This is a genomic window from Nonomuraea sp. NPDC051941, from assembly GCF_044593615.1.
The window spans coordinates 24,235-37,334 of record NZ_JBIUCF010000072.1 but is presented as its reverse complement, the minus strand read 5'-3'; the positions used below and the strand labels follow the sequence as shown (position 1 = coordinate 37,334).

The following is a 13,100-nucleotide window of genomic DNA, read 5'->3' as shown; positions in this document are numbered from 1 at the left end:
GTCTTGCGGCTCGGACCAGGGTCATACGGTGCGGGCGTAAGAGAGCGGAGTACGACCCTGGTCTGACGGATCGTGCTCCGATTCGCTCGCGGTCGTTCCTCGATAGCGTCGAGCTGTGAACCTGCTCGTCCGGCGGCCCCCACACTGGCTGCTCGTTCTCGCCGACACCGTGGTCGCGGTGCTGCTCGCGCTGGGGGCCACGACGGATCCGGAGGGCCTGGCGGTGAGCACCGCGTCGGTGCTGATCTGCTGGCTGCTCGCGGTGCCGGTGGCCGTGCGGCGGATCTGGCCGGTGCCCGCATACTACGGTGCGCTCCTGGCCAGCCTCCTTCTGCTCACGCTACAGGCGAACCGGCTGATGATGGTCGGGGTAGTGGCCTTGACCATCTACTCGGTGTCGGCCACCCAACCGGCGCGGCGGTCGGCGATCGCCCTCGTGCTGGGCCTGCTCGTCACCGGAGGCGCTCTGCTGACCTCGGTGATGGGCGTACCGCGAGTGAACGGCTGGCCGGATCCCGTCTTCATCGTCGGGGCGGCCTGGCTGGTCGTGGGAGCCGGTTGGAGTCTCGGTACGGCGGCGCGCACCCGCCGGGTGTCCGCCGCGCGCGAGGCCAAGATGCAGGCCGAGAAGGCGGTGGTCGACGAGCGCCTGCGGATTGCCCGCGAGTTGCACGACGTCGTCGCCCATTCGCTGAGCATGATCACCGTCAAGGCGGGGGTGGCGGCCAAGGTCCTGGACAAGCATCCGGAGGAAGGGCGCGAGGCGTTACGGGCCATCGAGCAGATCGGGCGCGGCTCGCTCGTGGAGATGCGCCAGTTGCTCGGCGCCCTGCGTTCGTCAGGCAGCGCACCCGAGAGCACGCCGCTCCCCGGCCTCGCCGACCTGCCGTCCCTGGCACAACGCGCGGCGGAGGCCGGTGTGCAGGTCGAGCTCTCGGTGAGCGGAACCGTGCCCGACAGCATGGGGCTGTCCGTCTATCGCATCGTTCAGGAGGCGATCACCAACGTCGTCAGGCACGCCGCTCCTGCCCGTTGCCGGGCCGGCGTGTCAGTCGTCGACGGGTTGTTGAAGATCTCGGTGATCGACGACGGGCCGGGGCGGCGAGTGCTGCCGGGCAAGGAGGGCGGGCACGGTCTTGCGGGGATGCGGGAACGGGCCATGATGTACGGCGGCACCTTCGAGGCCGGACCTCTGCCGGGGGGTGGGTTCGGCGTACACGCATCATGGGAGATCCCGTGACCTACGTGACTCACTCCGGCGACGTCGTTCGAGGTCGGTGGTTCCGCGCGATGGGGATGGATGGATATGGGAGTGTCTGATGTCAAGATCCTGGCGCGGGAGCCGGTGTCCGTGGTGTTGAGTGGCGCAATGTGGGAGGCAGAGACCTGGGTAGCGCGTCTGCGAGCCTGGTGCTGAACCTGCTTGTGGTGGGTGTGTTGTGGGGGATCTCTTGATTCGAGTGCTTGTCGCCGACGATCAGGCACTGCTGCGTGGCAGCTTCCGCTTGCTGATCGACTCGGAGGACGATCTCATCGTCGTCGGGGAGGCGGCCGACGGACACCAGGCGGTGGCACTCGCGCGGACCGAGTCCCCCGATGTGGTGCTCATGGACGTCAGGATGCCGGAGATGGACGGCATCGCCGCGACCCGGCAGATCGCCGGGGATACCCGAGTACTCATCCTGACCACGTTCGACCTCGATGAGTACGTCTACGCGGCGCTGCGTGCGGGTGCCAGCGGGTTCCTGCTCAAGGACGCGCCCCCTGACGATCTCCTGAGGGCGATCCGGGTGGTCGCGTCGGGTGAGACGTTGCTTGCGCCCAGCGTCACCACACGATTGATCGCGGAGTTCGTACGGCGGCCGGCCCAGCGGGTCTTCCACGGGCTCGGCAATCTGACGGACCGGGAGCGTGAGGTGCTCACACTCATCGCCCACGGACTGTCCAACGCCGAGCTCAGTGCCCAGCTCCAGCTGAGCCCCGGGACCGTGAAGACGCACGTCGGCCGCTTGCTGGCCAAGCTGCAGGCCCGAGACCGCGCCCAGCTCGTCATCGCCGCCTACGAAGCCGGCCTCGTCAAGCCGGGTTAGCGTACGCGTCTGAAGTGGTTATGGGTGGGTGGTGTGCCGGGGTCTTTGCGGTTGGTCTTGGCAAGCGGGGTTGGTGTACGCGTCTGAAGTGGTTATCGGCGGTTATTGGTGTCAGCGTCTCTGTTGTCGGCCTCGTCAAGCCGGGTTGGCGTGCGCGCCAGATGCCGTTATTGGCGGGTGGTGGTGCCGGGGGCTCTGCGGCTGGTCTCGACAGCGGTCTGGCCGCGGGTTAGGACGGTTGCGGCTGCGAGCGGGACCAGGAGCAGGGTGAGGAGGCCCGAGACGACCAGGCCCGTGTCGGTGCCGGTTAGTTGGATGAGCGGGCCGCCGGCCACGAGGCCCAGTGGGGCCGCGATTGTTGACCCCGTCGTCCAGAGGGTCACTACCGGCTGTTGTTCGCTGGGCCGCAGGTCTGACTGCAGGAAGCTGTACGCGACGGGGGTGAACGGGGCCCAGACCAGGCCGCCCAGGGCGAACACGATCATCGCGGCGGTCAGGTTGTCCGCGGTGGCCAGGGCGATCGGGCAGAGTGCCCACAATCCGATGATCGTGATGAGCAGATGGCGCTGGGGGAGGCCGCGCATCAGGTTGACCAGGGCGGCGCCCGCGATCGCGCCGACGCCCAGGGCGCTCCAGAGCAGGCCGAGGCCGGACGCGCCGCTGTGCAGGGTGCCCTGGACGTACAGGGGGAGTGCTACCTCGACCGGCATGTAGAGGAAGTTGAAGGAGAACACCACGACCAGCAGCCGCGCCGCCACGGGGCGGCGGCGCAGGATGCGCCAGCCCGACTCGTCCTGCCTCGCGTGGGTGGACTCCTCCGGCGGTGAATCCAACTGCGACTGCGACTGCGGCGGCGACTCCGACCATGGCTCCGGCGGTGAATCCAACCGCGACTGCGGCTCCGACTGCGACTCTGGCGGCGATTCTGGCCATGGCTTCGGCTGTGGCTTCGACCGCGACTGCGGCTCCGATCGCGGTTCTGACCGCTCCGGTTCCGACCGCTCCGACTCCAGCGGCGGCGCCGGCGTCGGCTCTGACCGCTCCGATTTCGACTGCGGCTCCGGCCACGGTTTCGACTGTGGCTTTGACCGCGACTGTGGCTTCGACCGCGGCGGTGACTGTGGCCTCGACCGCGCCCGTGGTGCCCAGCGCAGTACGCAGGCCATCAGCAGCAGTGCGCCGCACGCGTCGACGAACAGCACCGCGCCCGGCCCGTCGGCCGCCACCATGAGCCCGCCGGCCACGGGGCCCAGCACGTAGAGTGCGACGTTGCTGTTCAGGCCCAGCAGCCCGTTGACGCCGTACCGTTCCGACTCGCTCGCCATCGAGGTGACGAGCAGACGGCGACCGCTCGCACCGGCCATCCGGAAGGCCGCGCCCAGCAGCAGCCCGCCGACCAGTACGGGCAGGGTGAGCCGGTCGGTCACCGCGGCCAGGCCCAGGCCGGTGAAGGTCAGCGCCCGCAGCACGCAGTCGGCGAGCAGCAGGGTGCGGGGCGGTATCCGGAGCCGGCCCAGGCCGATGCCGAGCGCCAGGACCGTGGACAGGAGGAACGGGGCCGCCTCCACCATCCCGACGGCGATCGCCGGAGGTATGTCCCCGTGGATGCGCAGGGTCTGCACGGGCATGGCCACGAGGATCATGCCCGTGCTGATGTTGGCCAGCAGGTCGCCGAGCAGCAGCCCGGCCACGCGCTTGTCGCGCAGCACGTCACGGTACGAGCGGTACGAGTGGTTCGTCGTCGTGGATGGGGTGCCGGCCGAGCTGGACACGTGGTGGACTCCTCGTCAGTGGCGGCTCAGTGCTCGTCGACGAGCCGGCCGTTCAGGGCGGTGGCGTCCTTGGTGAGGGACATGGTCAGCGGCGCCTCCGGAAAGGTGGGCAGGGCGGCGAGCGCGGCGCCCAGCTGCTCGGCGCTCTCCCAGTGCCAGGTGTCGGTGTACGTGTCGTCGTCGAGCCGGATCAGCACGGTGCGGGTGAGCCCGGGGTGACCCTTCCGGACAGTCGCGATCAGCGACCTGCGGCGGGCCAGGAACTCCTCCAGGTCGGTCTCGGGGACGGAGTAGCGGTGCGAGCGGACGGCGGACATGTCGGTGTCTCCTTATGTACGTGTGAGCAGGGGCTTACCAGGTGCCGGCGACCTGCCGGATCGGGGCGTTCAGGCGGTTGAAGAGGTTGGTGACGGCGGTCATCAGCAGGATCGAGGCCAGCTGCTGCTCGTCGAAGTGGTCGGCGGCGTTGTCCCAGATCTCGTCGGAGACGGCGTCGTCGCGGTCGGCCAGCCGGGTCGAGGCCTCGGCCAGCTCCAGGGCGGCCCGCTCGGCGTCGGTGTAGTACGGAGCCTCGCGCCAGGCGGCGATCAGGCCGATGCGGTCGTCGCTCTCGCCGAGCTTGCGCAGGTTCTTCAGGCCGGCGTCGACGCAGAAGCTGCAGCGGTTGATCTGGCTGACCCGCAGGTGGATCATCTCCATGAGCTCCTGGGGGAGGCCCTGCGACTGAGCGGCCTTCATGACCTGCATGATCGGCTGCATCGCGGCGGGGATGAGGGTGGCGGGGTTCTTCATCCGGGCTTCCATCGTGTTCTCCTCTGTCGCGGTTCGTGTGAGATCAGAGTGTCTGGCCAGGTTGATACATTCGCGATGCGTGCACGATGCGAAGGTGATGGGGGACGAATGCTGCGATTCACTCTTCTCGGCCCCGTCCAGATGATCGTCGACGGCGCGCCGCTGGCGGGCATCGCCCCACGTCACCGGGCTGTGCTGGCCTACCTCCTGCTCAACGCCAACCGGGTGATCAGCATCGAGCGGCTGATCGACGCGATGTGGGGCTACGACCAGCCCGACACCGCCCGGTCGCAGATCCATGCCTCGATCACCGCGATCCGCAAGGTGCTGCGCGGAGCGGGAGCCGTAAACCTCCTTGAGACGCGTGCCGGCGGCTATGTCGCGCAGCCGGAGTCCGGGCAGGTCGACGCGCAGGAGTTCACCGAGCTGGCAGCCGCGGGTGAGCTGCGCAAGGCCCTGGAGCTGTGGGGCGGCGAGGCGCTGGAGGACGTGCACGCGCATTACGTCACCGGCGTCCGCGAGCTCTGGAACGACCGGCGGCTGTCGGCCTACGAACGCCTGGTGGAGGGCGAGCTCGCCGCCGGGCGGCACGGCGAGCTGCTCGACGAGCTCGCCGCCCAGGTGACCGCCAACCCGCTCCGCGAGAAGCTCAACGGCCACCTCGTCCTGGCCCTGCACCGGGCGGGGCGGCAGGCCGACGCCCTGGCCGCGGCGCGTTCCTACCGTACGGCTCTGGCGGACGAGCAGGGGCTGGATCCCGGGCACGCCTTCATCGAGCTGGAGAGGGCGGTCCTGGCGGACGATCCGGCGTTGCGTCTGGCCGGCGCGGCGCCGGTGGTTGCTGGCCCGCCGCGTCGCTCCACGTTCCTGCCGTACGACATTCCCGATTTCTCCGGACGTACCACCGAGCTGGACCGGCTGATAGGAGAGGTGGGCGAGCAGCACGGGCCGGCGGTCGTCACGATCGACGGCATGGCCGGGATCGGCAAGACCACGCTCGCCGTACACGTGGCCCATCGGCTGGCCGCCCGCTATCCCGACGGCCGGCTCTTCATCGACCTGCAGGCCCACACCGCGGGCCGGGAGCCGCTCGACGCCGCCGCCGCGCTGGAAGCGCTCCTGCGCCAGCTCGGGGTGCCCGCCGACCGCATCCCGGTCACGCTGGTCGAGCGGAGCGCCCTGTGGCGCGCCGAGCTGGCCGATCGCCGCGCGCTCGCCGTGCTGGACAACGTTCTCGACGCCGAGCACGTACGCCCCCTGCTGCCGGGACACTCCGACACCCTCGTCCTGATCACCAGCCGGCGGCGGCTGGTCGACCTGGACGGCGCCCACGCGCTCTCAGTTGACGTGCTGGGCGAGCAGGACGCCGCCGAGCTGTTCGAGCGGATCGTGGGCGAACGCGCCGGCCGTGAGTCGGAGGCCGTACGCGAGGTGCTGCAGCTGTGCGGGCACCTCCCGCTCGCCATCCGGATCTCGGCCGCCCGCCTCCAGCACCGCCCGCGCTGGACCGTGTCCTACCTGGCGGGCCGGCTGCGGGAACATCGCCGGCTCCTGGACGGGGTGTCGGCGGCCTTCACCCTGTCATATGAGCAGCTCGACGAGGCCGAGCAGCGTATGTTCCGCCTGCTCGGGCTGGCGCCGGGGCGCGACATCGACGCCTGCGGCGCGGCCGCGCTGGCGGGCATCCCGGAGGACGAGGCGGAGGAGCTCCTGGAAGGCCTCCTCGACGCCCACATGCTCCTGCAGTTCGAACCTGGCCGCTACACCTTCCACGACCTCCTCCGCGAGCACGCGCGCTCGGTCGCCGAGGACGACGGCGAGGTCCTGCGACTGCTCACCTACTACCTGCACCGCGCTCGGGCGGCGATGGACCGGCTCTACCCGTACAGCGTCGGCCAGCGGGAGGGCATCCCCCAGCCGGCCGCCCCGATCGCGCCCATCCGGGACGCCGCGGAGGCGATCGCCTGGCTCGACGCCGAACGCTCCAACATCATCGCGACCGCCGTCCACGGACCCGAGATCTGCGTGGGCATGCTGGCTCTGACGATGCGCCCCTTCCTCGACCGGCAGGCGCACCACGACGACGCGCTCACGCTGCACACCCTGGCGTTGCAGCGCAGCCGCAAGTTCGGACACCGCGAGTTCGAGGAGCGGGCGCTCGCCGACCTGGCGTGGACCTACTGGCGGCTCGGCGAGTACGAGCGCGCGGATGAGCACGCCCACCAGGCCCTCGACGCGTGCGAGGAGGCCTACGAACGCGCTCGGGCACTGCTCACCCTGGGCAACGTGGCCCTGCGCCGACGCCAGGACGAGCAGGCGGAGCAGTACCTGGAGCAGGCACTCGATCTCACCCGGATCGGCGCCGACACCTGGGGCGAGGCCAATGTGCTCGGCATCCTCGCCCTGGCCCTCGACCGCGCCGGCCGTCCGGAGGAGGCCCGGCGCCATCTCGACCTGGCACTGGCGCTGCACCGCAAGGTCGGCAACCCGGCAGGGGAGGCGATGATCCTCAACCACCTCGGCGTCGTCCTCCGGCACCAGGGCGAGCTCGCCCAGGCCCGCACCCGCCACGAGCAGGCCGCGGCCCTCTACCGCAAGCTCGGCAGCACCACCGACGAGGCGGCCGCGCTCAACGGGCTGGCCGAGGCGGCCGACGACCCGGCCTGGGCGATCGGGGAGCACACGGCCGCGCTCGTGCTCGCCGACCTGGCCCGCAACCGCCCGGAGCAGGCGCGAGCTCACGACGGGCTGGCCCGCGCGCACCTCGCGCTCGGGCGGGCGGAGCAGGCCTGCGAGCACGGGCGGGTGGCCCTCGGCCTGTACGAGGAGCTAGGCGTTCCGGAGGCCGGAGAGGTCCGCGCCTTCCTGGAGCACGCCGGGTCCTAAGGCTGTGGCTGCGCCGTCCAGGGCCGGAGCTTCTCGGGGTTGCGTACCGCCCAGATGTGCTTGATCCGGTCGCCCGTGACGTCGAACGCCGCCACCGTCACCGTCACGCCGTCCTGCTGGGCCACCAGACCGGGCTGACCGTTTACCGTACGTTCCAGGATCGTCAGGCCGGGTGACATTCCGGCGATGGCGAGGAGGTAGCGGGCGATCTGCTCGCTGCCTTCGATCGGGTGGAGGCCGGCGCTGACGAGGCCGCCGCCGTCGATGACCGCCGTGGCGTCGGGGTCGAGGAGGCCGATGAGGGCTTTGATGTCCTTGGCTTCCCATGCCCGCTTGAAGTCGCCGACGATGCCGGGTCGGGCCGCCGGAGCCGCAGGAGCCTGTGTTTCGCGAAGACGACGGCGGGCCGAGGAGGCCAGCTGGCGGCACGCCACCGGCGTACGACCGACGATCTCCGCCACTTCGGCGAAGGAGTAGCGGAAGACATCGTGCAGGATGAACGCCACGCGTTCGGCCGGGGTCATCGACTCGAGCACGACCAGGAAGGCCATGTTGATCGACTCGTCGAGGGTGATCCGGTCGGCCGGGTCGGCGGTGACCCACTCTGAAGGCTTGGGCAGCGGCTCGGGGATCCATTCGCCCACGTAGCGCTCGCGCCGCGCGCGTGCCGAGCCGAGCACATCGAGGCAGATGCGGCCGGCCACCTTCGTCAGCCAGGCACCGGGGGAGTTGATGGCCTGCTGCTGCTGCGGGGTCATGGCGTACCAGCGGGCGCAGGCCTCCTGGACGACATCCTCCGCATCGGCAAGGGAGCCGAGGAGGCGGTAGGCGAGATTGATCAGCTGGCGCCGCTCGCTCATGATCACGCTCAGGCTCGGGTCGAGCCCTGGCTCGGATGGGGTGGTCATGGTGTCGCCTGCTCCTCGGTCGTTTCCGCCCTCACCCGGACAGACGAGACAACTTCCCGGAACGTGAGGTCGCCGCGCCTCACATTCCCGGCGGTCGTGTCGTCGGACTGCCGAGACACCGGGATCGAGAAGGGAAGCCCCGATATGTCCACGCCCACGAACCTCAGGTTCCTGCGGATCGCGATCACCCTGCAAACCTTGGCCGTCTTCGTCCAGGCGATCACCGCCGGGCTGCTTTTGTCCTTGCCCGGGGGTGGGGCACTGCACAGTGCTGGAGCATACGCGACGTTCGTCGTGACCCTGCTGCACCTGGTGGTCTCGATCCTGGTCTGGCGGCCGGGCGGCGGCTCGCCCAGGCCCATCCGGTACGCGGCCGGCTTCTTCGTGGTCACGTCGGCGCAGATAGCGCTGGGCCTAGCGCACGTGAAGACCCTGCACGTCCCGTTGGGTGTCCTGATGTTCGGCATGAGCGTCATTCAGCTCGGCCGGATCTGGGACGGCCGCCGCACCCGGGTGGACGCCACCGCGTGATTATGGAGCGTGTGCTCTGTTATAATACGAGGCATGCCTCGTCCTCGAGTTCATGATCTCGACCGGTTGCTGGACGTCGCCGAGCAGTTGGTGGCCGATGGCGGCCCGGAGCGGTTCACGGTGCGAGCGCTGGCGACGGCCGCCGGGGTGTCGAACGGCGTGATCTACCACGCGTTCGGGTCGTTGCCGGTGCTGCTCGGGCGGCTGTGGCTGAGGGCGGCGGGAGATTTCCTGGATCTCCAGGTCGAGCTGGCCGACGCGGTGCAAGGGGGCGACCGCGAAGCGGCAGTCGAGGCGGTGGCGGCGGTGGCGAGCGTGCCCGCGGTGTTCGCCGACCGCCGGCCCGCCGCCGCCCGGATGCTCGTGGCGGTGCGCCGTGACCAGCTGCTCGGTCCCGAGGTGCCGCAGGAGCTGGCCGAGGAGATGTTCGCCCTGGACAAGCGGTTGGTGGCGCTGCTGACCCGCCTGTCGCGGGCGCTGTGGGATCGTGCTGACGGGGCGAGCGTCGAGGTGGTGACGCTGTGCGTGGTCGACCTGCCGACCGCTGTGTTCCGGCGGGCGCTGGCGGCCCCGACCGCGGACGGCCGGCCCGTGATCGGGGCCGACAGCCGAGAACGGCTGACGGCCGCGGTCCGCGCGGTCCTCGCACTCCCGCCGCCCCCACCGGCCCCGCGGCCGGGGCGGTGACTAGCGTTCGTCGGCGGGGTAGTCGGCCGAGCGGCTGACATCGGCCCATTTCTCGGTTTCGGCGGCACGGAGCTCGGCGGCCTTCTGGGCGGAGGCGACGGCGTCGCTGCCGAGGAGGAGCCGCCTGGGCGGGTCGTCGTGGCCGACGACGTCGATGATGATCCTGGCGGCGCGCGCGGGATCGCCGGGCTGGGTGCCGTCGGTGTCGCGCCGGTAGCGGTGGATGGCGCCCACGGTCTGCTCGTACTCGGGGCCGACGGGGTGGATCTCCATGGAGGGCCCTTGCCAGTCGGTACGGAACGCGCCCGGCTCGACGATGACGACCTTGACGCCGAAGGGCGCGACCTCGTTGGCGAGCACTTCGGAGAAGCCTTCGACGGCGAACTTCGCGGTCTGGTAGGCGCCCATCCCAGGAGTGCCGCCGACGCGGCCGCCGATGGAGGAGAACTGTACGAAGACTCCTGATCGCTGGGCGCGCAGGACGGGCAGGGCGGCCCGGGTGACGTTCACCACGCCGAAGAGGTTGGTTTCGATCTGGGCGCGGAAGTCGTCCTCGGCCATCTCCTCGATCGGCGCGCTGTTGCCGTAGCCGGCGTTGTTGACGACCACGTCGAGGCTGCCGAAGGCGTCGGTGGCCTCCTTGACCGCCCGGGCGGCCGCGGCGGCGTCGGTGACGTCGAGCGCGACCGCTCGGATCCGGTCACCGTGGCGGGCCACCAGGTCGTCGAGCTGCTTGGGACTGCGCGCGGTGGCGATGACCTGGTCGCCCGCTTCGAGGACCGCTTCCGCGAGGTGGCGGCCGAAGCCGCGCGACGATCCGGTGATGAGCCATGTCCTGGCCATGGGTGCTTCCTTTGGTCGATGTCGTCTAACTGCCTCATCAATGTAGCACTTACAAAGCTAAACTCCGCGTTAGCGTGTCTGGTCCCGGTACGTCTCGAGCAGCCGCAGCCACACCTCGCTGATGGTGGGAAAGGGCGGCACGGCGTGCCAGAGGCGTTCGACGGGGATTTCGCCGGTGATCGCCACGGTGGCGGAGTGGAGGAGCTCGGCGACGCCCGGTCCGGCGAACGTGACGCCGACGACGGTGCGGCGATCGGGGTCGATGAGGGCGCGGGCTCTGCCGCGGTAGGCCGGATCGTGCTGGAGGGCGCCGGCGACGTGGCCGAGGTCGTAGTCGACGACGTGGACGCGGCGGCCGGTGCGCCGGGCCTCGGCGGTGGTGAGGCCGACACTGGCGATCTCGGGGTCGGTGAAGACGACCTGGGGTACGGCCGCGGTGTCGGCGGTGCCGGCGTGCGGGCTCCAGCGTCCGGTGTCCAGCGGGATGCCGCAGGCCCGGGCGGCGATGACGGCGCCGGTGATGCGGGCCTGGTACTTGCCCTGGTGGGTGAGCAGGGCCCGCCGGTTGACGTCGCCCACGGCGTAGAGCCAGTCGCCGGGGACGGCGGTGACGGTGAGGGAGTCGTCGGTGGCGAGCCAGTCCCCGGGGGTCAGGCCGACGGTCTCGAGGCCGATGTCGCCGGTACGGGGCGCGCGGCCGGTGGCGAAGAGGATCTCGTCCGCGACGATCCGGCCGCCGTCGGAAGCGGTGATCCGGCCGTCGCCGGAAGCGGTGAGGGTGACGCGGACCTCGCCGTCCGTACGGGCGGCGGTGGCGACGGTCACGCCGAATCGCAGGTCGACGCCCGCCTCGCGCAGCCGGTCCGCGACGAGCTCGCCGGCGAAGGGTTCCAGCTGAGGCAGCAGGCGGCTGCCGCGGGCGAGGAGGGTGACCTCGGTGCCGAGGGCCTGCCAGGCGGTGGCCATCTCGGTGGCCACGACCCCGGCCCCGACGATGACGAGTCGTCCGGCCGGCCGCCGGGCGCTGGTGGCTTCGCGGCTGGTCCAGGGGCGCAGGGCGGCGAGCCCGGGCAGGTCGTCGGGGAGGGCGGCACCGCTGCCGGTGCAGACGGCCACGGCGTGCCGGGCCCGCAGATGGACGGTGCCGCCGTCGGGGGTGGTCACGGCCACGCGTCGTGGCCCGTCGAGGCGGCCGTGGCCGCGCTGGAGGTCGATGCCGGCCGTCTTGAGCCATTCGACCTGGCCGTCGTCGTTCCAGTGGGCGGCCATGCGGTCGCGGTGCGCCAGCACGGCGGCGGTGTCCAGCGGTCCGGCGGCGGCAGGGGCCAGGCCGGGTACCCGGCCGGCGTCGGCACGCAGGAGCGCGGGCCGCAGCAGGGCTTTGCTCGGTTCGCACGCCCAGTATGAGCATTCGCCCCCGACGAGCTCGCTTTCCACGATGACGGTGCTCAGGCCGGCGGCGGTGGTCCGGTCGGCGACGTTCTCGCCGACCGGGCCGGCCCCGATCACGACCACGTCATAGGTACGGGTGTCTTCGGTGGTCACTGGTCCTCCATGGTGTGGCCGTGTCTCGGGGAAGGCGCCGGTGGCGTCGTGGAACGGGCCGGTGCTAGCGGGCGGCGTGCGCGGCCTTCTCGATGACCCCGGCCACGGTCTTGGGCTGGGAGACGGCGACGGAGTGGGAGGCGCGTACTTCGACGGAGTGCGCGTGGGCGCGCTTGGCCATGTAGCGCTGGACCTCGGCGGGGATGTTGAGGTCCTGGGTCGTGATGACGGCCCAGGAGGGCTTGTCCTTCCAGGCGGCGACCTCGGTCTTCTCCTCCAGGGCGGACTGCGCGATGGGCCGCTGGGTGGCGGCCATGAGGGCCGCGGTGCCGGCCGGTACGTCGGCGGCGAACTGGTGGTGGAACTTGCCGGGCTTGATGTACAGGTCGGTTCCGCCGGTGCCGTCGGGGAGGGTGAAGGGGGTGGGGTCGAGGGCGCCGGGGAGGGTGGAGCCGGGGTACTTGTTCGTCAGCTCCAGGGCGGTCTCGCCGGGGGCGGGCAGGAAGGCGGCGACGTACACGAGGGCCTTGACCTCGGGGTCGTTCGCGCCGGCCACGCTGATGACCGAGCCCCCGTACGAGTGCCCGACGAGGATCTTGGATCCGGAGACGTGGTCCAGGACGCTGCGGAGCGCGGCCGCGTCGTTGGCCGGGCCGCGCAGCGGGTTGGCCGCGGCGACGACGGGGTAGCCGTCCGCGCGCAGCACCTCGATCACCGCGTTCCAGCTGGAGGCGTCGGCGAAGGCGCCGTGCTCCAGCACGATGGTTGGCTTTGCGGGCTTTTGCGCGGCGGAGGCGGCGGAGGCGGGGGCGGCGGGGAGGAGAGCGATCGCGACCGTCGACAGGACGCCCAACATGAGCCGCCGTCTGCCGACACCCTTGATGCTGACCACGATTTTCCCCTTTCAGGATGCTTCACGCGAAGGTGGCTGGTCTGGTGCAAGCACTCTCGTGCGGGGAACACCGCGGTCACATCCGTCACTTGACGGTCAGTCATCCCGCGCGCCTCAGCGCATCAAGCCGTTCAATGGGCGGCACTGCGCAGAT

At 70.8% G+C, this 13,100-nt stretch carries 12 protein-coding genes; 5 read left to right on the top strand and 7 right to left on the bottom strand.

Annotation, left to right across the window (positions count from 1 at the left end):
- The first annotated feature begins 115 nt into the window (after positions 1 to 115).
- Entirely contained in the window at positions 116 to 1,240 is a 1,125-nt protein-coding gene (locus tag ACIHFD_RS61570; protein WP_397374883.1) for a sensor histidine kinase, read from the top strand.
- A gap of 211 nt (positions 1,241 to 1,451) precedes the next feature.
- Positions 1,452 to 2,090, top strand: coding sequence for a response regulator (locus ACIHFD_RS61565; protein ID WP_397374882.1), 639 nt, complete (start codon positions 1,452 to 1,454; stop codon positions 2,088 to 2,090).
- Positions 2,091 to 2,257: 167 nt separating this feature from the next.
- Here the strand turns inward: ACIHFD_RS61565 and ACIHFD_RS61560 are convergent, their stop codons facing one another.
- Genes ACIHFD_RS61560 through ACIHFD_RS61550 form a run of 3 tightly spaced genes read right to left on the bottom strand, consistent with a single transcriptional unit; the run spans position 2,258 to position 4,666 of the window.
- Positions 2,258 to 3,862 carry an MFS transporter gene (locus ACIHFD_RS61560; RefSeq protein WP_397374881.1) on the bottom strand — a complete coding sequence of 535 codons (1,605 nt, stop codon included), beginning with the start codon at positions 3,860 to 3,862 and terminating at the stop codon, positions 2,258 to 2,260.
- A 26-nt stretch (positions 3,863 to 3,888) separates the two neighbouring features.
- A complete protein-coding gene (locus tag ACIHFD_RS61555) occupies positions 3,889 to 4,179 on the bottom strand; it encodes a hypothetical protein (RefSeq protein WP_397374880.1) in 291 nt (96 codons plus the stop codon).
- Between the two features lie 34 nt (positions 4,180 to 4,213).
- Entirely contained in the window at positions 4,214 to 4,666 is a 453-nt protein-coding gene (locus tag ACIHFD_RS61550; RefSeq protein ID WP_350723914.1) for a carboxymuconolactone decarboxylase family protein, read from the bottom strand.
- A 96-nt stretch (positions 4,667 to 4,762) separates the two neighbouring features.
- On the opposite strand from ACIHFD_RS61550, the gene ACIHFD_RS61545 reads away from it, so the two are divergent.
- Positions 4,763 to 7,540 (top strand): BTAD domain-containing putative transcriptional regulator, encoded by a 2,778-nt coding sequence (locus tag ACIHFD_RS61545; protein ID WP_397374879.1) that lies wholly within the window; start codon positions 4,763 to 4,765, stop codon positions 7,538 to 7,540.
- On the opposite strand, the gene sigJ is transcribed toward ACIHFD_RS61545, so the two are convergent.
- Positions 7,537 to 8,448 (bottom strand): RNA polymerase sigma factor SigJ, encoded by a 912-nt coding sequence (gene sigJ / locus ACIHFD_RS61540; protein WP_397374878.1) that lies wholly within the window; start codon positions 8,446 to 8,448, stop codon positions 7,537 to 7,539. The genes ACIHFD_RS61545 and sigJ overlap by 4 nt on opposite strands.
- A gap of 144 nt (positions 8,449 to 8,592) precedes the next feature.
- On the opposite strand from sigJ, the gene ACIHFD_RS61535 reads away from it, so the two are divergent.
- Both ACIHFD_RS61535 and ACIHFD_RS61530 read left to right on the top strand, forming a co-directional pair.
- Positions 8,593 to 8,979, top strand: a complete 387-nt coding sequence (locus tag ACIHFD_RS61535) for a hypothetical protein (protein ID WP_397374877.1) — start codon at positions 8,593 to 8,595, stop codon at positions 8,977 to 8,979.
- Positions 8,980 to 9,012: 33 nt separating this feature from the next.
- Positions 9,013 to 9,666 (top strand): helix-turn-helix domain-containing protein, encoded by a 654-nt coding sequence (locus ACIHFD_RS61530; protein ID WP_350723907.1) that lies wholly within the window; start codon positions 9,013 to 9,015, stop codon positions 9,664 to 9,666.
- Here ACIHFD_RS61530 and ACIHFD_RS61525 read toward each other — a convergent pair whose 3' ends face one another.
- From ACIHFD_RS61525 to ACIHFD_RS61515, 3 genes are all read right to left on the bottom strand, one after another.
- Positions 9,667 to 10,509, bottom strand: a complete 843-nt coding sequence (locus ACIHFD_RS61525) for an oxidoreductase (protein WP_397374876.1) — start codon at positions 10,507 to 10,509, stop codon at positions 9,667 to 9,669.
- 69 nt (positions 10,510 to 10,578) lie between these two features.
- On the bottom strand, positions 10,579 to 12,054 hold the full coding sequence (locus ACIHFD_RS61520; protein WP_397374875.1) for a dihydrolipoyl dehydrogenase family protein: 1,476 nt from the start codon (positions 12,052 to 12,054) through the stop codon (positions 10,579 to 10,581).
- 64 nt (positions 12,055 to 12,118) lie between these two features.
- Entirely contained in the window at positions 12,119 to 12,946 is an 828-nt protein-coding gene (locus ACIHFD_RS61515) for an alpha/beta fold hydrolase (protein WP_397374874.1), read from the bottom strand.
- Positions 12,947 to 13,100 lie beyond the last annotated feature (154 nt).